General features: G+C 46.4%; 27 protein-coding genes. 19 read left to right on the top strand and 8 right to left on the bottom strand.

Annotated features, from left to right (window positions below; genetic code table 11):
* Nucleotides 1-9: 9 nt before the first annotated feature.
* The 5 genes from NYE33_RS36580 to NYE33_RS24505 are packed head-to-tail and all read right to left on the bottom strand — an operon-like array spanning nucleotide 10 to nucleotide 4982.
* Entirely contained in the window at nucleotides 10-426 is a 417-nt protein-coding gene (locus tag NYE33_RS36580; protein ID WP_042136938.1) for a disulfide bond formation protein B, read from the bottom strand.
* Nucleotides 427-464: 38 nt separating this feature from the next.
* Nucleotides 465-1142, bottom strand: a complete 678-nt coding sequence (locus NYE33_RS24520; RefSeq protein ID WP_341067987.1) for a DsbA family protein — start codon at nucleotides 1140-1142, stop codon at nucleotides 465-467.
* Between the two features lie 15 nt (nucleotides 1143-1157).
* Complete coding sequence (locus NYE33_RS24515; protein ID WP_042136939.1) at nucleotides 1158-2450, bottom strand: glycosyltransferase; 1293 nt, start codon at nucleotides 2448-2450, stop codon at nucleotides 1158-1160.
* A 19-nt stretch (nucleotides 2451-2469) separates the two neighbouring features.
* Entirely contained in the window at nucleotides 2470-2880 is a 411-nt protein-coding gene (locus NYE33_RS24510; RefSeq protein ID WP_083705577.1) for a thioredoxin family protein, read from the bottom strand.
* Nucleotides 2877-4982 (bottom strand): peptidase domain-containing ABC transporter, encoded by a 2106-nt coding sequence (locus NYE33_RS24505; protein WP_076244914.1) that lies wholly within the window; start codon nucleotides 4980-4982, stop codon nucleotides 2877-2879. The genes NYE33_RS24510 and NYE33_RS24505 overlap by 4 nt, the downstream gene beginning before the upstream one ends.
* A gap of 669 nt (nucleotides 4983-5651) precedes the next feature.
* On the opposite strand from NYE33_RS24505, the gene NYE33_RS24500 reads away from it, so the two are divergent.
* The 4 genes from NYE33_RS24500 (at nucleotide 5652) to NYE33_RS24485 (ending at nucleotide 8987) form a co-directional block, all read left to right on the top strand.
* On the top strand, nucleotides 5652-6518 hold the full coding sequence (locus NYE33_RS24500) for a PRD domain-containing protein (protein ID WP_076244917.1): 867 nt from the start codon (nucleotides 5652-5654) through the stop codon (nucleotides 6516-6518).
* Nucleotides 6519-6539: 21 nt separating this feature from the next.
* Nucleotides 6540-7049 carry a PTS sugar transporter subunit IIA gene (locus NYE33_RS24495; protein ID WP_042136942.1) on the top strand — a complete coding sequence of 170 codons (510 nt, stop codon included), beginning with the start codon at nucleotides 6540-6542 and terminating at the stop codon, nucleotides 7047-7049.
* Nucleotides 7050-7091: 42 nt separating this feature from the next.
* On the top strand, nucleotides 7092-8546 hold the full coding sequence (locus NYE33_RS24490; RefSeq protein ID WP_336100589.1) for a PTS transporter subunit EIIC: 1455 nt from the start codon (nucleotides 7092-7094) through the stop codon (nucleotides 8544-8546).
* A 126-nt stretch (nucleotides 8547-8672) separates the two neighbouring features.
* Nucleotides 8673-8987, top strand: a complete 315-nt coding sequence (locus NYE33_RS24485; RefSeq protein ID WP_341067985.1) for a hypothetical protein — start codon at nucleotides 8673-8675, stop codon at nucleotides 8985-8987.
* 161 nt (nucleotides 8988-9148) lie between these two features.
* On the opposite strand, the gene NYE33_RS24480 is transcribed toward NYE33_RS24485, so the two are convergent.
* The gene (locus NYE33_RS24480; RefSeq protein WP_039292850.1) at nucleotides 9149-9361 is read right to left on the bottom strand and encodes a hypothetical protein; all 213 of its coding nucleotides are present in this window, start codon (nucleotides 9359-9361) and stop codon (nucleotides 9149-9151) included.
* A 357-nt stretch (nucleotides 9362-9718) separates the two neighbouring features.
* Here NYE33_RS24480 and NYE33_RS24475 point away from each other — a divergent pair, with 357 nt between their 5' ends.
* The 4 genes from NYE33_RS24475 to NYE33_RS24460 are packed head-to-tail and all read left to right on the top strand — an operon-like array spanning nucleotide 9719 to nucleotide 13240.
* Entirely contained in the window at nucleotides 9719-10234 is a 516-nt protein-coding gene (locus NYE33_RS24475; protein ID WP_042136946.1) for a sigma-70 family RNA polymerase sigma factor, read from the top strand.
* Between the two features lie 23 nt (nucleotides 10235-10257).
* Nucleotides 10258-11382 (top strand): hypothetical protein, encoded by a 1125-nt coding sequence (locus NYE33_RS24470; RefSeq protein WP_341067983.1) that lies wholly within the window; start codon nucleotides 10258-10260, stop codon nucleotides 11380-11382.
* Nucleotides 11379-12362 carry an ABC transporter ATP-binding protein gene (locus NYE33_RS24465; RefSeq protein WP_076244925.1) on the top strand — a complete coding sequence of 328 codons (984 nt, stop codon included), beginning with the start codon at nucleotides 11379-11381 and terminating at the stop codon, nucleotides 12360-12362. The genes NYE33_RS24470 and NYE33_RS24465 overlap by 4 nt, the downstream gene beginning before the upstream one ends.
* Complete coding sequence (locus tag NYE33_RS24460; protein WP_042136952.1) at nucleotides 12359-13240, top strand: ABC transporter permease; 882 nt, start codon at nucleotides 12359-12361, stop codon at nucleotides 13238-13240. Before NYE33_RS24465 ends, NYE33_RS24460 begins: the two co-directional genes overlap by 4 nt.
* Nucleotides 13241-13315: 75 nt before the next feature.
* On the opposite strand, the gene NYE33_RS24455 is transcribed toward NYE33_RS24460, so the two are convergent.
* A complete protein-coding gene (locus NYE33_RS24455) occupies nucleotides 13316-13642 on the bottom strand; it encodes a winged helix-turn-helix transcriptional regulator (protein ID WP_039292833.1) in 327 nt (108 codons plus the stop codon).
* A 294-nt stretch (nucleotides 13643-13936) separates the two neighbouring features.
* On the opposite strand from NYE33_RS24455, the gene NYE33_RS24450 reads away from it, so the two are divergent.
* From NYE33_RS24450 to NYE33_RS24410, 9 genes are all read left to right on the top strand, one after another.
* Complete coding sequence (locus NYE33_RS24450) at nucleotides 13937-14719, top strand: GTP cyclohydrolase II (RefSeq protein ID WP_042136953.1); 783 nt, start codon at nucleotides 13937-13939, stop codon at nucleotides 14717-14719.
* A gap of 110 nt (nucleotides 14720-14829) precedes the next feature.
* Complete coding sequence (locus NYE33_RS24445; RefSeq protein ID WP_042136955.1) at nucleotides 14830-15885, top strand: ABC transporter ATP-binding protein; 1056 nt, start codon at nucleotides 14830-14832, stop codon at nucleotides 15883-15885.
* A 70-nt stretch (nucleotides 15886-15955) separates the two neighbouring features.
* Nucleotides 15956-16750, top strand: coding sequence for an ABC transporter permease (locus NYE33_RS24440; RefSeq protein WP_039292934.1), 795 nt, complete (start codon nucleotides 15956-15958; stop codon nucleotides 16748-16750).
* A gap of 6 nt (nucleotides 16751-16756) precedes the next feature.
* Nucleotides 16757-17542 (top strand): ABC transporter permease, encoded by a 786-nt coding sequence (locus NYE33_RS24435; RefSeq protein ID WP_039292825.1) that lies wholly within the window; start codon nucleotides 16757-16759, stop codon nucleotides 17540-17542.
* A 191-nt stretch (nucleotides 17543-17733) separates the two neighbouring features.
* Complete coding sequence (locus NYE33_RS24430; protein ID WP_042136957.1) at nucleotides 17734-18708, top strand: ROK family protein; 975 nt, start codon at nucleotides 17734-17736, stop codon at nucleotides 18706-18708.
* A gap of 318 nt (nucleotides 18709-19026) precedes the next feature.
* Complete coding sequence (locus NYE33_RS24425) at nucleotides 19027-19959, top strand: NAD-dependent epimerase/dehydratase family protein (RefSeq protein WP_341067979.1); 933 nt, start codon at nucleotides 19027-19029, stop codon at nucleotides 19957-19959.
* Between the two features lie 31 nt (nucleotides 19960-19990).
* Nucleotides 19991-20737, top strand: a complete 747-nt coding sequence (locus NYE33_RS24420; RefSeq protein ID WP_341067976.1) for a 4'-phosphopantetheinyl transferase family protein — start codon at nucleotides 19991-19993, stop codon at nucleotides 20735-20737.
* A 214-nt stretch (nucleotides 20738-20951) separates the two neighbouring features.
* Complete coding sequence (locus NYE33_RS24415) at nucleotides 20952-21482, top strand: hypothetical protein (RefSeq protein WP_340948950.1); 531 nt, start codon at nucleotides 20952-20954, stop codon at nucleotides 21480-21482.
* Between the two features lie 41 nt (nucleotides 21483-21523).
* Nucleotides 21524-21862 (top strand): DUF6054 family protein, encoded by a 339-nt coding sequence (locus NYE33_RS24410; RefSeq protein WP_042136964.1) that lies wholly within the window; start codon nucleotides 21524-21526, stop codon nucleotides 21860-21862.
* Nucleotides 21863-21972: 110 nt separating this feature from the next.
* On the opposite strand, the gene NYE33_RS24405 is transcribed toward NYE33_RS24410, so the two are convergent.
* Complete coding sequence (locus NYE33_RS24405; protein ID WP_042136966.1) at nucleotides 21973-22416, bottom strand: DUF4395 domain-containing protein; 444 nt, start codon at nucleotides 22414-22416, stop codon at nucleotides 21973-21975.
* Nucleotides 22417-22601: 185 nt separating this feature from the next.
* Between NYE33_RS24405 and NYE33_RS24400 the strand changes: the two genes are divergently transcribed.
* Nucleotides 22602-23171: a TetR/AcrR family transcriptional regulator gene (locus tag NYE33_RS24400; protein ID WP_042136969.1), complete on the top strand. Its 570-nt coding sequence runs from the start codon at nucleotides 22602-22604 to the stop codon at nucleotides 23169-23171.
* 91 nt (nucleotides 23172-23262) lie between these two features.
* A complete protein-coding gene (locus NYE33_RS24395; RefSeq protein ID WP_042141151.1) occupies nucleotides 23263-24717 on the top strand; it encodes a DHA2 family efflux MFS transporter permease subunit in 1455 nt (484 codons plus the stop codon).
* Nucleotides 24718-25181 lie beyond the last annotated feature (464 nt).

Raw genomic sequence — 25181 nt, 5'->3', positions numbered from 1 at the left:
TAGAGTTATTTATGTTTGTTTTTCTTCACAAGATAAATAAAGAAATAAGACGATACTAAAGAAAGCAAGAAGTGCAAGAGTGGGAATTGATATAAAACCGAATATATTTAAGTATTCTTCATTGCATGCAGATTTCCCAATTACACATTGAGACGGTATACTGCTCATTTTTTGCTTTACTATATGATAGATTGAGAAGATTACACCAGTCGATGATACAGCTATACTATAGATTCTACACTGCTGAGGTTTGTATTTATACTTAAGTCCGAGTGAAAACATTACTGATATCATTAGTACAATCTGAATCCAGCATAAGATGCCAGGTTTAAAACCCATGACAGCTATAAAGTAAATAGTACTGATTACACTGATTATAGAGACCGTTATGGCTAGAAAATAGCCTTCTGTTTTGATTAGCTTCATCTGCGGTTCCTTTCATACAATGAGTCTGCCAATGAAAGCTATTTAGTCATTTGAGCGATTTTTTCGCTGAGATCATCTGTTTTGACTAAAGTGCCATTGACTATAAATGAAGGGGTTCCATATACTCCATTGGCAGCTGATTTTTTAAAATCCTCTTTAACATTTAGAAGATAAGTGTGATTCTCTAAATCTGCTGCAAATTTCTTCTGATCAATTCCGTTAATATTTTCACTGACAATTTTTTTTAGGAGTTTTTCAGTAGCCCACACGTTTTTTTCCTTTCCTTGATAGCTGTACAATTGCACTTTGAACTCCCAAAATTTATTGGAATCTTGTTGGAAAATGGACTCTGCAGCCATTGCGGCTTCAATGGAATCAGGCCCTAGAAAGGGGAAGTTTATGACGAAAAATTGCACCTTACCTGTATCAATAAACTCTTGCTTGAATTTTGGAAAGCTTTCCGCATCCCATTTCTTGCAAGAAGGACATTTATAATCAATGAATTCTATAACCTTTACTGGAGCACTGGGATCACCCATCGAAGGCTGCTTATCGAGTTTGAAATCTCCTGGAGTTAATGTGATTTGTCCTACTGCGTCCATCAAGGACGGGATTTTCTCAAGTTCACTTCTTTGTGAGCTTTTTGCGGCTCCCATAACCGAGAAGAAGACAGCCAGCACAACAACAACAGTAACTAGCAACGTATTTTTTTTCAAATGAAAACACCCCTTTTAATATATCTGCGATAATTTATGTTTCATCCTGTCCAATAGATTCAAAGAGGAAGCGATTTCTTCATGTATAATTGGGATTTCATTTAAACTGTTCTCATTAGACGTGAGAAAATCGGTAATTTTGTTGAAATCAGCCATATGAAAACTATACAGCCCCGCTATATTCTTTAGGTGTTCATTTCTGGAATGAATCAAGCTATTATTAATTCCACCTATCAGTTTCTCTGCTTCATTTCGTATAGTGTTCATTCTGGTAAGTACGAGCATGAGGTTCAAAGCCATTTCCAGATACATAAGATCAACCTGAGGAACGAATGTATTAGATTCCTTAATTAAAGCGATGATCTTTTTTAGATTCATGATATCAGCGCGTTTGCAGTAGAGCTGACCCAGTAATATAAGAGATCTTGAAGTGTATTTATTCACTGTCACTGATACTCTTAGCAGTTCTTGTTCTGCTTCATATTCTTCCGGTGCTTGTTGATATCTGAGAAGCGCTCTAGCGTGATAATAATTCCATTTAAGATTATTTGGTTCTTCATTCAGCATTAATTTAATCATATTCATGTTTCGTTCAGCCTTTCTCTTGTTGAGATAAATATTTTGCTCATAACCGTCATGAAAAATAGTTAGTGAAAGGCCAATATCAAAAACCTTATTGAATCGATGAGATTTAGGTTCTTCATGTACTCTACCAGTGTAGTAAAAATCAAATTTCTTGTTCAAAATTCTTTGCGTATTGGTATATCGGTTGCCATTTAAATCAAGAATGGACGGACTGAGACAATAGCATTGGTCCTCTATCATTTCTGCCAGCTTCAGAGTATCCTTCAGGGTATCTAGACTCTCTGGTTTCATGTACTCATCAGCATCGAGAAAAAAAACCCATGTATACGTCGCTAGATTTAAGGCGTAGTTGCGAATATCCGAAAAATCGTTAGTCCATTCCTTATTATAGATGCGGATCCCTTCAAATTCGGATCTAATTACTTCTAAGGTGTTATCCGTTGAGCCTGTATCAATTACTATAATCTCGTCGGCATGATTGTAAATGCTCTGAATACATCTCTGAATACATCTCTCTTCATTTTTCGTTAGTACACAAAAAGTAAGGAGCGGGGAAGGTTCATTCTTAAACGATAAAGGGAATTCGTGAATGATTTCTGTCTTTTCATTGTTTTGCGGATGGGGATTAATATATGTAATGCACTCAATTATCTGGGCCAAATCGTTATCTATGCAAAGAGGATTTTCCTTACGAATATGTTGAAAGATATCTGCGAGTAGCATACGGTACTCCCTTCTTACACTAATTAAGATTTAAAAAGTTTTTTAGTTCAGTTTCAGATAGAACGCCTTCTTTTTTGGCGATCTCTTTACCTTTTTCGTAGTTTACCATCGTAGGGGTTAGTGAGATATTTTGTTCTTTTAAAAAGGATAGATCTCTATTTTGGTTTTTATCAAGATTTAGAGCATAGACTACATTTGGTTTGTTTTTAAGCACTTCGTTAACAATGGGTTTAAAAGTCTGACACGCTCGGCAGGATGTAGCATAGATATAAATCGAGAAATTTTCAAGATCACTAATTTTCTTTTGATATTCTGAGAGGGTGATATTTGTATACAGGGGTTTTTCAGCTCCAATGGAGTGGAATACATTCAATAACAAAATAATTACTGCTGCTACTGAAACTGTTAAGAGAATAAGCTTTTTGATCACACCGAAACCTCCTCGCGAATCTTAATTAACATGTTTTTATCAAGGTCAAAGATTTTATCTACATAAGGGATATCCTCAGGCTTATGAGTAATATATAATCTTGTAAGCTGGATATTTTGTAGATTATTGTAGATTATACGGCACTTCTCCACATCAACATTGCTCATGATCTCATCACAAATCACTACTTCAGGCTTATTAAGAAGAGCACGTGCTAATGAGAGTCTTTGCTTTTGTCCTAATGAAAAATTGCTCCCGCTCTCTAATACGGCATAGCCAAGTTGCCCAGGCATCCGCTGAATTTCTTCCCAGATACAGGCAGCTTCACAAGCAATTTTAAGCTCTTTCTCCGTAAAATCGGTACCCATACACAAGTTCTCCCGTAAGCTTCCGGCAAAAAAGAAAGGGTTTTGTGATAGATAAATGATTTTCTGACGGACAGAATATATATCAAGGTTATTGATATCCGTATGATTTATCATTAATTTGCCTTCATTTGAATCCAGAATACGAACAATCAATTTGGCCAAAGTAGTTTTACCCGAACCACTCTGTCCAACAATTGCGATACTTTCGTTACGTGATATCACGAGAGATAAATTCTCCAGCACCTTGCTGTTGGTGTACGAGTAGGAAAGCTTATCAAAAATAATGGAATCAATTCTGCAGAGGATTCCGGAAACACTGTTCTCAGGGGTCGGATAATCCAAATATTCGTAATATCGGTTAATGGCAACATAAGCTTTAATGATGTCAGGCTGAGCATTTACCAATCGTTCCACCGAAAGAATGAAGTAGCTGGCAAGTGCCGTAAAGGTCATTAATTGTCCAATGCTGGACTGATCATTAATAATCTGTTTGATGCCGACCCATAAGACAACCAGGCTAAAAAATGATTGGATAGTTCGAGTGAGTGAAATGTTGATATTGGAAAGCAGGTTGAATAGAAAATTCCGCTTAAGAACTCCCTTCAATTTATTAATGAGATTCTGATGGACATAAGGCTGTTTATTAAGGGCATGTATGGATTCCATGCCTTCAAGTACTTGAATCATATGACTGGTCAAATAAGATTGATCTTCTATACTTTTTTTGCTGGATTTATGTAATTGATTGAAGAACAAGCTGTTGATGCACAGATAAATTAGCACCGGCGAGAGCGATATTAAAAACAGCTGTTGATTCTCCTTATACAAGATGAAAGAGGTTATGCAGATAGTCATCAGGTCAATGGCACTCAAAATTAAAGTGTTACTGATTAAATTTCTAACACTAGAAATGTCGTGAAAACGTGCAAGAGTATCTCCGTTTTCTCTGCTAGTAAAAAAATTTAAGGGTAATTTAAGTATTTTTGTAAAAAAATGATTAGCCAAACGATCATCAATTCTTCTACTAAGCATAGAGATGAACATTCCTCTCAGAAATTCAAACAAACCCTTAACGAGAATAATTAGCAAGAAAGCTCCTATGATCTGGTTCAGTAAATCTTCGTTTTTCTCAGGAACAACAAAGTCAAATGCTGCTCGGTAAATATAAGAAAATACGACAGCAGATATAGCAGCAACCAAAGCAAAAAAAGCAGAGAGAAGAATATAGGGCAGGTTATGCTTGCAAATCCGCCATATTTTTTGACCTGCACTATTTTTTTTCTTTTGCATGGGCGAGATTAATGAAGTGCTTAATGAAGGATATGCCAGGATTATTACTCCTGTAAAAGAAGAAATAAATTCATCGAAGCTTACTAGACATATTTTTTCCTTTTGGGGGTCACTAACGATCAATCTATTCTTCTTAAGACCATAAAGAACGATGTAGTGTTCAAGACCGGCAACGAATGTATGTGCAATGCACGGATATACAATTTTTTGCATGGAGACCACATTTAACTGTTTTAATCGGACCAGTTTTGCCTCAAACCCAAGATTTTGCAAAGAATGGATCATACTGCTTGACCTTGTTCCCGTAGTATCAGTTTTTAGTATATCTCTAAGATATTGATAATTAAGATAGTTATCATAAAAATTTAACAGGCTCATAACACATGCTGTGCCGCAATCTGCAGAGTCTTGTTGTTTTGTATGAATATGAATTTTTTTAAGCATCGTATGCATCCCCCTTGAGATAAAGGCCCCTTCCGGGGCCTTTATAACCAATACTTAAGAACAGCCTTGGTAAAAGAGTACGCAAGGGCTTGTACAACCTTGCGGGTATATGAGGCACATCGACCATAAGTAAGCGCATTCTGCAGCGCTAAAGCCAGCCCCATTCAAATCAAATTCATCTGCATTAAGTTCTTCAAAAATGTCCGAAATCGAGGTTTTATTCATCTTCTCTTCTCCTTTAGTAATTTTTTCCATGGAATATTGTCATAATAGTCCAACCTTACATGATACGCAATATTTTTAATTAAAAGTAATAATAAGTCAAAAAAATGATTAGAATGTAAATTAATAACTGTGAAGGAATCGCATGAATCATTAGAAAGTGTTTATAACAAGTATGAATATCGCATTTTGTAGAGTGTATAAATAATGTATATAGGTATAGAATAGATCTTGAAATCATGACTGTCGGGGTAAAACTTGACTTTTCGAAAAACTCATTGACGGAACACAAGGTATGATTTATTATGAGATCATAAATGATCATTTATATGCAAGTGGCGTGTTACCTTAATAGGGCATGAGCCAAGATCTGATCTCATTCGTTTGAGTCAGTCTTGGCTCTTTTTTGTGCGAAAAATCAGGCAATGGGCGGAAAGGAGGGAGAACTTGGCGAGGGAAAATGAACAATTTCAGGTTTTGCGGGTGATTGGAAATAATGTCGTGATGGTCCAAGGAGGCAAGAAAAGCAAGGAATATGTGATTATCGGCAAGGGCATCGGTTTTGCGCTTAAAGACGCAGGTGTGATTGATGCGGATGATCCCCGGATTGAGAAGCTGTTTCGGCTGGAGGACCGGGAGGAATGGAGCCAGTATCAGATTCTGCTGGAAGACATAGATCCCAAGGTCATGAGGATTACGGATGAGATTATTTCGGATATCGCCCGTGAGTTTCCCGGCAAGTTAAACGACAAGATCTATTTGGCGCTCCCCAGCCATATCCAGTTCACCATATTCCGCTTGCGGAGCGGTATGGACATTGTCAATCCGTTCCTTGAGGAAACGCGGATGACCTTTCCCAGGGAATTTGAGATCGCTTACAAGGCAGCGGAGAAGATCAGCGTGGAATTCGAGGTGCGGATTCCTGAAGATGAAGTCGGATTCCTCACCTATCACGTATATTCTGCGGTCAGCAATGTGCCGGTTGGCCAGCTGGTCAAAGCCTCTAACATCGTCAGTGATCTGATGGATATGATCCGCAACGAACGCAATATTATTTTTGAACAGGGCAGTATGAATCATGTCCGGCTGATGGTACACCTGAGATTCTCTATTGAACGGATTCTGCAGGGTTCGCTCATTGATAATCCATTCGTGAAGCATATCAAGAAAGAATACAAGGATGAATACAAGCTGGCTCTCAAAATGGGAAAGATCATGCAGGGCAAGCTCGGCGTAGACGTACCGGAAGAAGAAATATGCTTCCTTGCCATGCATCTGCACCGGTTATTCCAGACCTTAGAGAAAAATAAATAACAGCAGCAAGGAGTGACATTTATGTTTTCCAGATGGAAATCCAAAAAAGAAGAGAAACATGCTGAAGCAAGTATTGAGATACCCGCTCCGGTCAGCGGGCAAGCCGTTCCGTTATCTGAAGTACCGGATGAGACGTTTGCCGGCGGGCATATGGGTAAGGGAATTGCCATAGAACCGACCGAGGGCAGATTAATCGCTCCCTTTGACGGAACAATCGCCCATGTGGTCAAAACCAATCACGCACTTATCCTGGAGCATTCCTCCGGTCTGCAGCTCCTGATGCATATTGGGATCGATACGGTCAGCCTGAAGGGAAACGGCTTCATCAGCAGTATTGCTACCGGAGATGAAGTGAAAGCAGGCCAGACGCTGATTGAGTTCGATCTCGAGGCGATACGGACAGCGGGGTACCGAACCATTACACCAGTCATTGTGACCAGCAGCGAGGAGTACACCCCGGAAGTCAAATGCCATTACGGCGCAGTATTTGCGGGACAGAACAGTATTCTTACAGTGGTTTCAAAGCTATAAAAACATATACGTACTAATATGAAACCGGGAGATGATTTCATTATGTTAGCTTTTTTACAGAAGTTAGGGAAGTCTCTGATGCTACCAGTCGCTACATTGCCGGCGGCAGCGATTCTGCAAGGGCTTGGACTTCTCGATTATGAAAAGGATTTGCATCTGGGTAGCACAATAGGTGGATTCTTGAACCAATACGTTGCTCCATTCTTAAACGCAGGTGCTGGTGCGGTATTCGGCAATCTGGCCTTAATTTTTGCAATTGGTGTCGCCATTGGATTCGCCGGGGATGCCGTAGCTGCTTTATCCGCACTGATTGCTTATATGGTTCTTACCAAAATATTGTTGATCGTTCCGGGAACCTTTGGTTTCATTAGCGATGATGTTGTGTTGGATATGGGTGTGCTTGGCGGTATCTTTGCCGGAGCCTGGGCAGCATTCCTGTACAAGAAATATCATAATATCAAAATGCCGGATTGGCTGGGCTTCTTCGCAGGTAAACGTTTTGTTCCGATAATTACTGCGGCTTCGACTATGGTGCTGGCTGTTTTCATTGGTATGATCTGGAGTCCGGTACAGGATGTCATCAGTGAATTCGGAAATTGGGTAGTAGGCCTTGGTGCAATTGGCGCATTTGTATTCGGAACCGCAAACCGTCTGCTTGTTCCGATTGGCCTTCATCATGTCATTAACACTATTGCATGGTTCCAGCTCGGTGATTATACGAACGCAGCCGGCGAGGTCGTCCATGGAGATGTTTGGCGCTTCCTGGCTGGGGATAAAAGTGCAGGGATGTTCACCACCGGTTTCTTCCCGATTATGATGTTCGCTTTGCCGGGTGCGGCGCTTGCCTTCATCCATACTGCAAAACCGGAAAAGAAAAAAATGGTGGCATCGATTTTCATTGGTTCTGCTATTGCCTCAATACTTACAGGTATCACTGAACCGCTTGAATTCTCGTTCATGTTTGTGGCACCACTTCTGTACCTCGTGCATGCGCTTCTCACCGGTGTGTCTATGGCTGTGATGTACATCCTGGATGTACGGTTGGGCTTCAGCTTCTCCGCAGGTCTAATTGATTATCTGACCAATTTGAAGATTTCAACGAATGCATGGGTTCTGTTCCCTGTAGGGCTGGCATTCTTCTTACTATATTATGTATTGTTCCGCTTTGTCATCGTGAAATTCAATCTCAAAACACCAGGCCGTGAAGATGATACAGATGATGAAATGATTGACCTAGGCAAAGGTACAACAACCGCATCAGCTTCTTCCCGGGCTGCTAAGATTCTGGAGAATATCGGCGGTCCTGCGAACATCCGCAGCATCGATGCCTGTATTACCCGTCTGCGACTTAACGTTAACGATGACAAGGCGGTTAAGGACTCTGCACTTAAACAGCTTGGCGCTTCCGGTGTAATGAGACTGGGGCAAGGGGCTGTACAGATTGTATTCGGACCGCAGTCCGAGCAGATTAAGGATGATATTAAAAAGCTGATGTAACTCTGCAGCGTAATAGTTATTCCGAAGCGGACATCTTGGATGTCTGCTTTTTTTTATGCAAACTATTGCAATATACATAATACCGAGTATAATACTTGGTATAAAGAAATTAAGGAGTCGGTACACATGTCAATCGATGATTATCTGGATCTTCTAAATTACGCCATAGCAATTAACGATGAACAGTGGCAGGCTGATCTCCTGGATCGCTTGAAGAACTATAAAGAGCTTGCGGAAGCACAGAAACAAGTGGATAGCGTAAGAGAGCTTTGGTCGCGGTTCGATCACATTAACTTCATGCTGCTGCAGTTATTCAATAAGCTGAGAGATCATGAGGATGATGAGGGTAGCGACCGGTGGAAAGAGCAGATTTGGGAGCTGAAGATGGAGCGGATTACCGTAGCCAAACAGATTCAGGATCGGTATATCAAGATCAGATAGGCCAGGCAAGGGATATTCGGAGATATAATAAGGTAGAAGATACAGAAATATAAATAAAAAATAGACATAAAAAATGGCATGCAGTTAGTCTGCTCTGCCATGATATGCGAATATACTGTTAGAGTGAATTTAGCGGATTCACTTCAACAACTTGCGGTCACTTACTTGGACATTTGCATTCCTTCACGCATCATGGTCATACACATGGTCATCATTTCATCGCATTCCTGCATTTTCTTCATCATCATGTCCATATCCATGTCCATCATGCCCATTTCGGTCATTTTTTCCATGCACATCTTCATGTTCTTCATCTTGCACATCATGTCCTCCATACACATGTTCATCATCATTTCCATACACATCTTTTCCATCGTTAGCTCCACCTCTCAATTTATAATAGCTTACACTTTTAAAATTACTATATTTTACCGTTCAGAGCAACCTGTCTATACTAAATTGGTACGTTTTTTCTTTGATTTTTGTCACATTTATGGATATTCTGACCTTGCGGATGGTAATTATCTGAATACTTAACATGGACATGTAGGGTACGGGTAGTGCCTATTTAATTGAATATACATCGAACTTAAGGCCCCACTTTGTGGGGTTATTTTGCGTATCGGCAGCTCTTATGGTAAGAATGGGATGAATATTTGAAACGGGAATGATACAAATATGCTTCAGCCTTCGTCTTACTTATAGCTGCAGCGGATAAGGAGGATTACCTGATGGACATTCCGGAATCAGACAACTTTAAATCGATTTTTTATACACATTATCCAATCGTGCGCCGAAAGCTGTCCGCGCTTGTAAGGGATGAGAGTGCAGCCGATGATTTGGCGCAGGAGGTATTTCTGAGACTGTACAGAAATCCGCCGGATGATCCCGAAGCTCTGGGAGCCTGGCTGCATAGAGTGCTTACACGGATCGGATACGATTACCTGAACAAGCAAGTGCGGGAGCGAAGACTGATTAATAAACAGGAGTTAATGTACGATACAGATGCCTCAGCCCCTACGGGGGAAGAAGTAGTGTTGGGCAAGCTGGACCAGGAAGATGTGCGGAGCTGGCTGGACGGGCTTCCCGAGCGGGACCGGCAGGCTCTGCTGCTTAAGTATTCGGGTTACAGCTATGCAGAGATCGCCGGAGAGCTCGGAGTGAAACCGCCGGTAGTAGGCACGCTGTTAAGCAGGGCTACCGCCAAATTGAAACAGCATGCGGTGAAGTCGCTTCCGCAAGAATAAGATCATCCGGGAGGAATGAAGCAATGAACAATAGAGCAAACGGGAATTCTCAGCCCGTGGGAACAGACGAGGCATGGGCTAAATTGCAGGAGAAGCTCGGACAAGAACCGGTAAATCCGGTTTGGGCCGAATGGGGCAAGCAGGAGGCAGCATTAGCGGCTCAAACAGAGGAAACTGTTATAACGGATTCTGCGGCAAGCGGAATCAATTCTATATCTTCAGTAAGAGCAAGAGAAAATACAGGTTCAGAGCTTCCGCAGAATTCCATCAGCAAATCACGCAGACCAGTGCTGAGCCGCAGCCGTAAGTGGGCTGCTGCCGCTGCAGGGGTTGCCATCTTCGCCGCTATTCTGGCTACTCCAGTAGGCAATACCGCCATGGCTGCTATCCTCAACCAGTTCCGGATGCAGGATGTAGCTGTAGTGGAAGAGAGCGATCTGCGCGATATGTTCTATCAGGTGAGCGGGGAAGGGAATTTCCACAAGACGATGAATTCCTTTGGCACTTTCACATTCGCTAACGGATCTGTCGAGGGCAAGCTCCCGGTTGGGGAAATACAAGGAGTGCTGGGATATGAACCTCTGAAGGGCCAAGATATGACTGGCATGAAGACTGTAGAGGTGAGTCCGTCCCGTGATATTACTCTTACGCTGAACGTGGATGAAGTGAATCAGGCGTTGAAGCGTGTAGGCTCGAACGATCTGTTGCCGGAGTCTGTGGACGGAAAACCGCTTACACTGCATTTGCCCGAAATTGTGAATTATGACCTGTCTCCAGATCCGGAGCATTGGGCTACTCTGTCACAGATGAATACACCTGTAGTTACTGTTGATCCTTCTATAGATATAGATGAAGCGTTGGATGCCGTAGTTAACTTTCCGCTAATTCCCGATTATCTGAGAAGTGACCTGCAGAAGAGCCGGATTCTGTCAGGCGATATTCCGATGCCGCTGATAAAGGGCAGCAATGATGAACAGATTACGGTGGCCGACACCCCTGTTATTCTAACCGAAATGAAGTTCAGCAGAGGCTATAGCTATTCTGCAGTCTGGGTACAGGATGGTCAGATGCTCCAGCTTACTGGCGGAGATGTCTATCCAGACAGGGATCAATTCATTCAGAAAGTACAGGAGTTGATCACACAATGAGCAGCGTACCTGCAATTGATGCTAACGCCCTGACCAAAGAGTATACTAATGGACGCGGTTGCCGGGATGTTACCATCACTGTGGGGAAAGGGGAAGCCTTCGGCTTCCTCGGCCCCAACGGTGCAGGCAAGAGCACCTTCGTCAAAATGCTGGTGGGACTCATCTCGCCAACAGGCGGGAATGCTTCCATCCTGGGTCACCCGCTCGGTTCTCTTGAAGCCAAAGCCAAGATTGGATATTTGCCGGAGCTATACCGTTATCAGGAGTGGCTGACCGGAGAAGAGGTAGTCAGACTGCATGCCAAGCTATGCCGGATCGAGAAGACTCTGGCGGATAGAAGGATCCCACAGCTGCTGCAGGAAGTAGGCATTGGTCAGCGCGGGAAGGACAGGGTCAAGCATTATTCCAAGGGAATGCAGCAGCGGCTGGGACTGGCTTGTGCGCTAGTCAATGAGCCGGAAATTATTTTTCTTGATGAACCCTCCTCTGCTCTTGATCCAATCGGGAGAATGGAAGTACGGATGATTCTGGAGCGGCTGAAGGAGAGGGGGATCACGATATTTCTCAACTCCCATTTGCTTGAGGATGTTGAAGTGCTGTGCGACCGGATGGCCCTGCTTAATAACGGGGCGGTCCTGCGGCACGGCAAAGTATCAGAGATCCTGAGCAAGCGGACCAGCTGGCATTTCAAAGTGGGCGGGTATACGCCTTTTTTGCTGTCCTGGCTGAATGAGCATACAGGGCTTACCATCCGGCAGACGGCCGCTGGAGCCGGAAAAACCGGGCAAGAGCCGGAATTAGGCAGCAGTGTCGTATGGCTGGAAGCAGAGCTGGACAACGAGGAGCAGGCGGGCTGGCTGAACGGGCTGATTGTGGAGCAGGGGATGACTCTATATGAGGTAACCCGCAAACAAGAACGGCTGGAAGAGTGGTTCATGGATGCCGTATCCGGACTTAGCCATAGGGGGGAGAGCGAATGAATACCATACTTGAAATGACATGGAAGGAAATGCTGCGCAAAAAGGTGATGCTGCTGACTCTGCTGCTCACGTTTGTCTTTCTGATCGCCTTCTGGTTTGTGGCCGATACGGTTGGAAAGAATGACCCCGGGGCAGGGTCCGTACATAACGGGAGCGAGCTGTTCACACGATTTACGAACGGCGCTTTTATTCTTAGTCTGGGATACTTTTTCGGCGCCTTTGTAATCGCCTTTCTGGCGATCTTCAGCTCGTTCTCGGTAATTGCCGGGGAAGCGGAACAAGGAGTCATGCAGGCATTGCTGCCCCGGCCGCTGCCCCGCTGGAAATGGTATCTTGGCCGCTGGCTCGGTTTCGTGACACTGGGTGCAGTATATGCCTTCATTCTATTTCTGGCTATCCTGCTGATCACAAATGTCCATGCGAGTGTACCCAGAGATCCGGCAGCACTAGTGAAGTCATTTCTGCTGTTTGCTTCTGTGGTTCCATTGTTAATCTCTGTATCCATGCTGGGCTCAGGGATTTTCTCGGCGCTGGGTAACGGTGTGTTCATGACGATGCTCTATGGGGCAGGGTTTCTGGGAGGAATGCTTGATAAGCTAAGCGGTTCGCTGCGGCTGGAGAACGACGCGCTGAATGTGCTCCATAATCTGACCGGAATCATGTCGATGCTGATGCCGGCAGATGCCTTGCAGCGCAGAATGACCGCCGAGCTGTTCAGTCTGAAGGATATCAGCGGCCTGGTTTCCCTAAGTAACGGCGGACTCAGCATCATTAATATCACCGCGTACCCGTCAGTGTCATTCATCGTATATGCTGTGTGTTATACCGTAATTGTATTTGCGATAGGAATTCTGCATTTTCAGCGCAAGGATTTATAAGACAAACAAACAGCGCCCTCAAAGTTTCCTGGTTAAGGAACCTTCAGGGGCGCTGCTTCGCATGCAGGCCGGCAATCATTTGGTCACGCCAATCTCAATCCAATCCGTGGACCAGTTACCGATTTCACCAAGAATGGGAGCCAGTGCCGTGCCTTTGTCGGTTAACGAATATTCAATACGCACAGGCATTTCAGGATATACCGTACGCTGAATGATGCCTTCGTTCTCCATTTCCTTCAGCCGGTCGGATAATACTTTGCCGCTTAGATTGGATAAGCAATGCTCGATTTCCCCGAATCTCCGCGGACCATCCATCAGTACGAATACGATCAGAGCAACCCACCGTTTACTAAGCACATCGACCGCTTTCTCGAAGCGTGGACACATTTCGAAATTGTTCATTAGCATCACCTCAACATTCATTATATCATAAACTTACAATAAGTAATCATTAATATTTAAATATATATTATAACTTGACGAACTTATATTACAATGATAAACTAACTTACAAATAGTTACTAGAGCAAAAAATGAATATTAAAATTTTACGAACCAGGCATAGGCTATTACGCATTTTCGGGAGAAAAGTTGCTTGGGCTATGCTATCAAAACTAAGTGTATGCTTCCGAAGCAAGTTTTGCGAAACGGAAACGAAGAAGCTAATGCTATCAAAACTTTTAGGACGGTGCACTCATGATCAAACCCGATATCCTTTCCATATTACAGAACAAAATCAAACGGATCTCAATGGAAGATTCCACGAATATACTGGTTGGTCCCATTACCTTACCTGTGAACCTGGACGGGGAGACCGTTACCTTCAAATGGTACAGCTGGCTGAAAGTGACGGATGAAGAGCTTCAGCAAGCGGAAGGTAAAGAGGCTACAGAGCTGCTCATCAGCCGGTTGTCTTCGATGAACCTTGCGGATGGACAACAGTCGAGCGTTCTTGTCTATGGGGATTTCGAGAACTCCGACGAAGCGCTGATCCGGATGCACAGCATCTGCCATACCGGCGATATTTTTGGCAGCAAACGCTGCGATTGCGGCTTCCAGCTGCACACATCGATGAAGATGATTGCCCAGCATGGTTCCGGTGCCCTCTTTTACCTGGCTAATCATGAGGGACGAGGCATCGGCCTGTTCAGCAAAGCCATGGCTTATATTTTGCAGGAAGAAGGATATGATACTGTTGAAGCTAATCTGGAGCTGGGTTTTGCCGATGATTCCAGAGATTACAGTGACGCGATCAGCGTGCTTCAGTCCCTGCGCAACAAACCGGTGACCCTTATCACCAATAATCCGAAGAAGATGGAAGCTCTGAGAGCTGCCGGAATGAACACGGTCAAAAGAGTACCGCTATGGGGCGATGTCTCGGTCTTCAACGAAAAGTATCTGCGTACCAAAGTAGCCCGCTCGGGACATCTGGAGGCTGTGCAGAGCGCGGATTTTTTTGAGGGCAGAGTAGCTAAATAAGCCGGCCGTACTCTGGCAGAGCAGAATGGTAAGGGAAATAGGTAGTACTTTTGGATTCATTCTATTATAATGGGGTACTGAACCCAATACTTAGCTTAGTGAGGTAACCTATGAATGCTATTCAAGTGCAGGACTTGCGCAAGACATTTAAAGTCCAAAAAAACCGCGAGGGCCTCAAAGGGGCCTTCGCTGATTTGTTTAAACGGCAATATTCCGAAGTGACCGCAGTGAAGGACATTTCGTTCAGTATTCCGGAAGGCGAAATATGCGGATACATCGGGGAGAACGGGGCCGGCAAATCGACCACGATTAAGATGCTCACCGGGATTCTCGTACCTACCGCCGGCAGTCTGTCTGTAGGCGGCTTCGTGCCGTATGCGGAACGGGAGAAGTTCGTACAGAATATCGGAGTCGTATTCGGACAGCGCAGCCAGCTCTGGTGGGATATCGGTGTCATCGAATCGTTCCAGCTGTTGCGCAAGGTATACCGGGTCTCCGAGCAGGATTTCAAAAAACGGCTGGATGAGCTCGTCGAGCGCCTGGAGCTGCAGGAGCTGCTGAACCGTCCGGTACGCAAGCTCAGTCTCGGACAGCGGATGCGCTGTGAGCTGGTCGCTGCGCTGCTGCACAACCCGTCAATTCTGTTTCTGGATGAGCCGACGATCGGCCTTGATATTGTCGTGAAGTCGGAGATTCGTGAGTTCCTCAAGGATATGAACCGTGAGCATGGTACAACCATTCTGCTGACGACGCATGATCTGCAGGATATTGAAGCTCTCTGCTCGCGGGTAATCATGCTGGATGACGGGCGGATTATCTATGACGGGGGTCTGGAGGATCTCAAGCAGCGGTGGGGAACCGGACGCGAGGTGCAGTTTCAGTTCGGTACTGCGACGAAGCTGCAGCAGCTGGTTCAGTGGACAGAGGGGATGCCGGTTACCTGGACCGCCGAGAATGAGCTGGGTGCCAAGGTATGGATTCCGCTCGAGCTGAATGTATCGGATGTACTGGGCCGGGTGGTTGGACAGGCAGATATTACAGACATCAAAATCATTGAGACGAACACGGACGATATTGTCCGCAGTATTTATCAGTCAGGTTCGGCAGAGAAACCGGAAGAGATGATAGCAGCACTCCGAGATGAGAAAGAGGTCATCCATGTCTGAGCAGCTTAATGGTGCAGTTGCCTCCTCCGGAGGCTCTTCAGGCGGTTCTGGAGAGAACGGACGCAGGCTGCTGCTCGGCGCTTATTTCGATTTCATCCGCATCCGCTTCCTGACGATGCTGGCCTACCGGATCAATTACTATTCAGGAATTCTGATCTACACGCTGAATATCGGGGTTAACTATTTCACCTGGAAAGCTATATATGGCAACGGGGAGTCGCTAGGCGGCTTTACCGGAGCGCAGATGACTACGTATGTGGCCGTCTCATGGATGGCCCGGGCGTTCTATTTCAATAACCTGGACAGGGAGATTTCTACCGATATCCGTGACGGCAGCATCGCGATTCAGTTCATCCGCCCTTATAACTATGTTCTGGTCAAAATGATGCAGGGACTTGGCGAAGGCCTGTTCCGCTTCATGATGCTGATGATTCCGGGCATGGTGATTGCCATTCTGCTGTTTCCGGTGCAGTTGCCGACAGAACCATCCGCCTGGATCGGTTTCCTGGTGATGCTCTTCTTCAGCTTCCTGATCAGCTCACAGATTAATATCATAACGGGGCTCTCTGCATTCTTCGTCGAGAATAATGAGGGGATGATGCGCATGAAGCGTGTTATCGTTGACCTGTTTTCCGGCCTGATCGTCCCGATTACGCTGTTTCCGGGCTGGTTATCGTCCATTCTCAAGGTTCTGCCCTTTCAGGCCATCACGTATCTGCCGGGTTCCGTATTCACGGGCCGTGTGCAGGGAGTGGGCATTTGGAATGTGCTGGGCATCCAGGTGATCTGGTTCCTGGTCCTGCTGGTTCCGATTGTCTGGCTATATCACGCAGCGCGCCAGCGGCTGTTCGTGCAGGGAGGTTGAGCCGGAATGTACTATTTGGGCTTGTTAATTGAATATCTGAAAAATTATATGAAGACAAGGTTAACCTACCGTGCTGATTTCTGGGTGGAGGTGGTTTCCGATCTGCTCTTCCAGGCAACGAACTTTATCTTCATTCTGGTCATTTTCATGCATACCGACAGCCTGGGCGGCTGGAATCAGAACGAAGTGGTGTTCGTCTACGGCTTCTTCATGGTGCCGTTCGGCGTGTTCAGCTGCTTCGTGAATATGTGGGGCTTCAGTGAGCGTTATATCGTCAAAGGCGAGATGGACCGTATTCTGACCCGTCCGGCGCATAACCTGTTCCAGATCTTCCTGGAGAATGTGGACCCGCCGTCACTTGTGGGTTCCTTCATCGGACTGATTGTTATGGCCATCAGCGGCAGCAATCTGGGCTTGCCGTTCGAATGGTGGACCATTCCGATGCTGATTATCCTGACACTCAGTGCGGTAGCAATCTATACCGGCATCTATACGACATTGACTTCACTTTCGTTCTACTCGGATGCGCCGACGGGTATTCTGCCGCTGATGTATAATATCCAGACCTACGGCCGTTATCCGGTTACGATCTACAACCGGGCGATTCAGGTGCTGCTAACCTGGATTATCCCGTTTGCATTTGTCGGGATCTATCCGGCAGCCCTGTTCCTCCACCGTGATGAGATGAAGGGGATGGCGCTGCTGACCCCCGTAGTGGGTGCAGTGTTCCTCGGCATCGGCCTGATGGCCTGGAGCTATGGCGTTAAGCGGTACAAAGGTGCGGGGTCTTAAGGGATTCCGCAAAGAACATTATACAGGGTCGTCCAAGCAGCTATTCATTGGCTGGCGCGGACGGCCCTTTTTTGTGTAGAAAATACTATAACAATGCTCAAAAAATCCTACCTGCCCAATACATGAAAGCGCATAATAAGTGGTGAGAGTAAAGTAAGGATAAGGACAATTGCTGTAAAGGAGCAGAAGCGATGAACAATTATACTATAGGCGTCGATTTGGGCGGCACCAATATCAAAGCGGGATTGTTCGATGGGGATTTCAACGCAGTCGAGGAGCTGTCTCTGCCAACGGAAGCGGCGGCAGGACCGGCGCATGTGCTGGAGCGGATCAGATTGGCCGTTACACAGCTGACAGAGGGCAAGGGGATAGATCAGCAGCAGATCACCTGTATGGGGATGGGAATTCCCGGTCTGCTGGACCCGGAGGAAGGCCTGTCCATCTTTTCGCCTAACTTTCCCGGATGGGAACAAATACATATAGTGAATGCAATGAAACCCTTTTATGATTATCCGGTCTACATCGATAATGATGTGCGGGTTAACTTATATGGGGAATGGCAGCAGGGAGCCGGAAAAGGATGCCGTAACCTGGTGCTGCTCACACTTGGAACCGGACTGGGCTCAGGCATTGTCGATGACGGCAAGGTGTTGTACGGAACAACCTTCAGCGCTGGTGAAATCGGACATATGAATATGTACCGGCAGGGCCGGCCCTGCCGCTGCGGGAGCTCCGGCTGTCTCGGGAGGTATGTATCTGCTGTGGGTATGGTCAACACGTTCAAAGAGAAGCTGCTGGATGGCAGGAGCAGTCTGATTCAGACTTGGACGAATCAGGATGACGGACAAATTACCGCAAAAATGATTTCGGAGGCTTATGATCTCGGGGACCCGCTGGCGATTGAGGTCATGCATGAAACCGGAGAGCTGCTGGGGTACGGTCTGGCTAATGTAATTAATCTGCTGAACCCGGAGCTGATCATTATTGGAGGCGGTATGGCTGCCGCAGGAGAACGGCTGCTGGGCAGCGTCCGCGGCACTGTAAATGCTCATGCGCTGAAGCTCTCAGGGAGCAAATGCAGGATCGTTCAAGCCGAACTGGGCAGCAGGGCGGGCACACTTGGCGCAGCAGTATATGCGGACCAGAGACTGAATGCTCTTAAATGATGATTGACCGGAACAATGATCGGCGAAGATTAACGTAAGGTGATGCAAAACTATTGAATCCCAATAATTCACCATATCTACATATTAAGGACCTTAAACGACAATAATCGTCAAATTATCCCAATGATGACAGCATATTCTTGGCTGTATACTAATAGCAGGTTAAGAATTCGGCAGCAGTTCTATATCCGGCAGTTCCTGAGGAAGCGGCATGTAACGGTTCTTCATAACTGCTAAACATCATCCCGGGCAGACTGAATAAACACTGAAGCTGGTGGCTGAAGGTATTCATACGCTCGATAAGGAGCCGGTAATGTTATGAATCTCGTAATCGGAGGCAATGGCGGTTTGGGCCATTCCATTACCCAAGAATTACTGTGGCGGGGGAAGCTGGTAACAGCGACCTATAATCGTTCTAATGAGGCACTAAGCAGACTGAGAGGACCTCTGCTGACTATGGCTTCACTGGATATACAAGATGAGAGGGCTCTTGCTGCTCTCCTGACAGGAGTGAAAACGGTCTACTTCTGTCTTAATGTGCCTTACCAGGACTGGTACACGATCATGCCCAAAGCGCTGGAACGGGTAACCGCGAAGCTGCATTCCGGGCAGACGCTGGTATTTCCCGGCAATGTTTACGGATACGGCAGATTCCAATACCTTCCTGCAGATGAAAACCATCCCAAGGCGGCACTTACCCGAAAAGGGAAGCTCCGTAACCAGCTGGAGGAGCTGCTGAAGAAGCGGGCAGCGGAGAAGGGCTTCCGCTATGTCATTCCGCGTTATCCCGACTACTATGGACCCAACGTTACGAACAGGGTATTCGGCCCGATATTCAACGGAGCGCTGCAGGCCAAAACCATCGCCTGGCCGGTCAGGCTGGATGTTCCCCATGATCTGGTCTATATCCGCGATGCGGCCAAAGCAGCCGTGCTGCTGGCTGATAGCGGGGAAGAAGGGGAATGGCATGTGTCGGGCTCCGGGGCGATTGAAGGCGGCCAGTTCCTGAATATCATCCAGGATGAAGCAGACAGTCCAAGGAAATGCCGGACCCTCCCGGGCTGGGCAGTTGGTTTGGCAGGTATATTCGATAAAGAAGCTAAGGAATTCCATGAGCTGCTATACGAATTCCAGTATCCGCTGGTGCTGAGCGAGAACAAATTCATGAAGCGGTTCCCGGAATATACTCCAACCGCTTACAAGGATGCAGTCAAAGAAACCTTGGGCTGGTTCCGGGAGCAGCAGGAATAGACCGGAGAACCGATAGGAGGCATGGCCGTTCATGCATATCATTGCTGTATCACTCGGGACTGCTTTTTCGATTCCTGAGCTGCTGCCCCATGTGTCACCGGAGCGCCGGATGAGCAGCAGCCGGCTGAAACGTGAAGACGATGTTCGCAGGTCTCTTATCGGAGACATCCTTGCCCGGATGTTCGCCATGGATATGGAGGGAATGCGGAATGATGAGATCCGTTTTGACAAAGGGGTGTTTGGCAAACCCCGGCTGTCTGCTATGCGTGAACCGTGGGACTATAACCTCTCACATTCGGGAAAATGGGTAGCAGGTATCGTCAGCCGCAAGGGACAGCGGGTTGGAATCGACATTCAGAAGATGGCTGCCATAAATCCGGCGTTAGCCCGGTACAGCCTGTCCCCTGAAGAAATGGAGCAATACCAGAGCTTGAAATCAGAGGCTCAAATACGCTATTACTATGACTTGTGGACGCGTAAGGAGAGTTATCTGAAGATGGAGGGCATTGGCCTGACGATTCCAATCCGATCTGTATTCTCCGAGCAGTACGCTTTGAAGTATGAGCAGTCTGTGCTTAGTGACCGGCTGCCCGATCATGCGTTCAGGCAATATCCGGTAGATCCGGGTTACGTGCTGACCGCTTGTTCAACAGATTTCCGCTTTCCTGATCAGTATTTGGTGGTCCGGGCTAAGGATCTTGCTGAAGTGTTTCTGCGGCGCTGCCGGCTGCAGGCGGAGCAATCCGCTTCAGAGCCTGACGGACTCACCGTCTTGTAGGGAAGATGGCACCTGCCAGCCGATATTAGATATACTGGGCACAGAATGTCATTGCACTGCGCGACACTTACATATAGCAGCGATTGCCAATCATGGCACCGCTGCTTTTTTGGCGAGTATTACCATTCAGGGCTTAGTTTCTAGGTCTCAGAATTGTACGCGATCCGGGGTAGCATGATATGCTGTAGATATTGAAGCTCACAGGAGGGTAATGATGAAACGAGACATTCAGCATGTGCCTTATGGTTATGAACCGCCAGCCGGTGAACGCAAAGGGACCTTGATCTTCTATGATTCATTCGAGCATATCTCGGATATGGATTTGTTGAAGGCGGCTGAGACAGCGATTGAGCGCAAATTCACCAAGCTGGTGCTGTATCCGCTGCATGAAGAAACCGTGAGACGGATGACGAAGGAGCCGGTGCAGGCTTTTTATAAACGGGAGGACCGGCTGCATGAGTGGAAAAGAGATCAGGGGCGCTCTTTCATTACCGTGGAAAGTCTGGAGGGGAAACGCAAGAAATACACCCCGCTTGATTCTGCGCTGCGCCATATCAGCGAGGTCTATTCCGCACCTTACTTTCTCTATCTGACTCCGGAGATGGCTAATCTGTTCGCTTCCTATTCCTCATTCGAGGAATGGATCGTCAAGCTGCGTTTGCTGTTGTCAGAAGCGCCCGCACAACTGCATCCGCGGCTGGAGAAATTCCGTCACCGCTGGGATGTGGCTGGCGAAGGCCGCTAGGCAAATAGTTGTATACCTAAACCCGTGGGAGGGTGATGAGCATGAATGAGGCCTATCAACTCGATGTCAGATTGCAGCCCAATGAGACGCTTGCGCTGATCAAAGAGGGAATGACGCAGGAGTCGGAGCTGTTGTACGAGGAGCTGAATGATCTCGGTGAAGGCAAGATGATCGGAACGCTGGTCTATGAGCGGTATTATTTCCGGTCCGGTAATCAGGCGGCGCTGGTGATTCTAGTGGATAATCTGAAGGGCAGAAGTAATGTCCGGCTTATTCCGGCGGGAGGCTCCAACGGATTGATCCTTAAGCTCGATTGGGGCGCCGGCAAAAGCTTCGCTTCTTCAGTGGAGCGAATTCTGGCGGATTATATTGTGGAATAACCGGGGATGTTAAGGAGAAGGAGCTTGGAGGCCAGCATAGGTCTGGCAGCATACTGCTGCTGCTGTGGCTTACTGGCCTTGTAAGATACACCGTACGGGCAGACTCCTGCTTATTTGTGGAGGGCTGCCTGTTTGCGTCTATAGGTATACATTCTCCACTGGTAGTGGATGAAGCACCCGATGCAGAAGCCGAGGATAGCTACTGTGGCTGCTACCGCAACCATGATCGTGAAGATATAAGCCGCTACGGTCCAGCCGGCAAGGAAGCTGACCAGCCCTGCAGTCAGGCAGAAGACGGCAATGCTCTGGTTGAACTGCTGCTGTTCCCAGTCTTCCAGTACATAGGCGGAGCGCTCCTTAGTCAGGAAGTTCGCCGCAACCTTGATCACCGGATTATATCCGAAGATTAGGCCAGACAGTCCTGCGGCAAGCGGCAGGGCAAGAATCCAGTAAGCTCCCGTAAACAGTGACAATAATACAGAAATTACGATAAAAGCCTGATTAGTTCTGACTAACGGCCGGGGAATTCCCTTAATGATTGAAGGCTCACTCATTTAAATCACACCTTTCGCATTGGAATAATTAAATTATAACCAATGATCCGCAATGTGGCAATCGGTAAGCGTAAACATTAAAATTTGAAATTATTATCCATTGACAGCCGGAGCCCACTCGTGGTTTTATTATGTAGACCAATTGTTATAAAAGTGCAGAAACATCTATAAAGGAAGTGTCCGGCTTGTCAAACAAGCATAATGCACGTGAAGCTATTCTGGATACGGCTTCAAGATTGTTTTTCACACAGGGCTATCATGCAACCGGACTAAATCAGATCATCAAGGACAGCGATTCGCCCAAAGGATCATTGTATTATTATTTTCCTCACGGCAAAGAAGAGCTGGTGTTGACCTGTATTAACCGGACAAGTGAAATGGTCTCCCAAAATTTGCGGCATTATGTAGAGAGTGAAGACTCACCTGCTCAGGCAGTGCAGAATTTCATTCTGTCTATGGCCAGGGAAGCGGAGGAATCGTCTTTTGAAGGATTGGTGCCGTTCAGCTTCTGGGTAGCCGTGGAGACTTCCTGTGTCAGCAATGAGCTGCGAACCGCTTGTCAATGTGTGTTCAAGGATTGGCAGGATGTGATCGCCCAGCGTCTGATGAAGGATGGCATGCAGGAGGAAGCTGCTGTGGGAAAAGCGACTGTTGTGGTCTCCTTGTTTGAAGGTGCGCTGCTCCTGGCGTTAACCTGCCGAAATGTCCAGCCGCTGGTTGCGGCAGCAGAGAGTATTCCGGCAATACTGGCTTAAGGTTTCATAGTACCATCGCAAGACTGCAACACAGTAACAAATAGAGAGAGAACAAACAGATTATCAGGAGGATATGAGAGTGAACGCAACTATGACTGGTAAGGGGCACACAGAGCCCCGCAAATTTAAGACCCTTCCAATTCTCGTCTCCTTATTGCTTGCCGGATTTATCGGCATGTTCAGTGAGACCGCATTAAATGTAGCCTTAAGTGATCTTATGAATGTATTACAAATTACTCCGACCACAGCGCAGTGGCTGACTACAGCTTACCTGCTGACGCTGGGGATTCTGGTTCCGATCTCCGGGCTGCTCCTGCAGTGGTTCACGACCAGACAGCTGTTCATTGCTGCGCTATGCTTCTCGATTGCGGGAACATTCCTGGCTGCAATGGCGCCGAACTTCGAATTCCTGCTTACAGCGCGTGTGGTTCAGGCGATGGGAACTGCACTTCTATTGCCGCTGATGTTCAATACGATCCTGATTATTATCCCTGCTGAGAAAAGAGGCGCGGCGATGGGGCTCATCGGCCTCGTCATCATGGTAGCTCCAGCGATCGGCCCTACTATTGCCGGCTTGCTTATTGAGAGTCTGAGCTGGCACTGGATCTTCTGGCTGTCCCTGCCGTTCCTTGTGATCGCGCTGTTCAGCGGAATTTTCTTCATGCAGAACGTCACAGAAGTGACCAAGCCGAAGATTGATATCCTCTCGATTGTATTATCCTCACTTGGTTTCGGCGGTGTTGTGTATGGATTCAGCAGCGCCGGTGAAGCGGAAGGCTGGGGAAGTCCGAAGGTGATTATCGCCATTGCTATTGGTGTAATTGCGCTCGTTCTATTCTGCATCCGGCAGTTGACGATGAAGCAGCCGATGATTAATCTGCGTGCCTTCAAATTCCCGATGTTCGTGGTCGGTGTACTGATGGTCTTCATTTGCATGATGGTGATTCTGTCTTCGATGCTGATTCTTCCAATGTACCTGCAGCAGGGACAAGGCTATACAGCGTTCAAAGCAGGATTACTGCTGCTGCCGGGCGGAATTATCAACGGACTGATGTCACCAGTGATGGGACGCCTGTTCGATAAATACGGTCCGAAATGGCTCGTTATTCCAGGACTTGTGCTCGTTGCTGTCTCGCTGTGGTTCTTCTCGAGTATTACAGCAACTTCTACCGTTATCTTCGTAATTGTACTTCACAGCGTGCTGATGATCGGAATCTCGATGATTATGATGCCTGCCCAGACGAACGGGATCAATCAGCTTCCGCTGGAATACTATCCTGACGGTACAGCGATCATGAATACTCTGCAGCAGGTTGCAGGGGCAATTGGTACGGCTCTGGCAGTAAGCATTATGACCTCCGGTACCAAGAGCTACATGAAGACTGTAACTGATCCTGGTGATCCGCTGAATATTGGCGCTGCATTTACCCATGGGGTACAGAATGCGTTCATCTTCGGCATGGTGATGGCCATTATCGGTCTGGTTGTTGCTTTCTTCCTCAAACGTGTTATTGTCTCGCACAAAACACAGGCTTCCATGCACTAATCTCATTAATTGACTGCAAGCACATCCGTAATCCGGGTGTGCTTTTTTGCTATGTGCAATATGGAGCTTACAGAGCATTCATTGTATAAAATCCTGCCCTAAATACAACATTTCCCTCATGATATCGCTCCTAATTCATATTTGTTGTAAAAAAGGCAACATTTCTCCTACTCCAAACGGATTATTTGGACAATTCTTGTATTTCGTACAACAATCCTCTCTGGCGCCCGGGTATCTGGGGATCAAAGTTGTAAAACGTACAACATAAATGCCCAAGAGGCTGCTTATCTGCAAGTGCAAGTATTATCGGGTTACTTGTCTGCCAGCGTTAACTGTTACTCATACGCAAGTTAACGGATTACTCATATGGCTGACGTGGAGACAATCTCTGGACATCAACTGGGAATTAAAGTATATTAAGCATAGATTAACGATGTATCGACGGACAGCCATTCGTACGGGAG

Origin of the sequence: Paenibacillus sp. FSL R10-2199 (assembly GCF_038000235.1) — a bacterium.
GTDB classification, from domain to species: domain Bacteria; phylum Bacillota; class Bacilli; order Paenibacillales; family Paenibacillaceae; genus Paenibacillus_AQ; species Paenibacillus_AQ phytohabitans.
The sequence above is the reverse complement of the archived record's forward strand: the minus strand, read 5'-3'. Positions and strand labels throughout refer to the sequence as shown.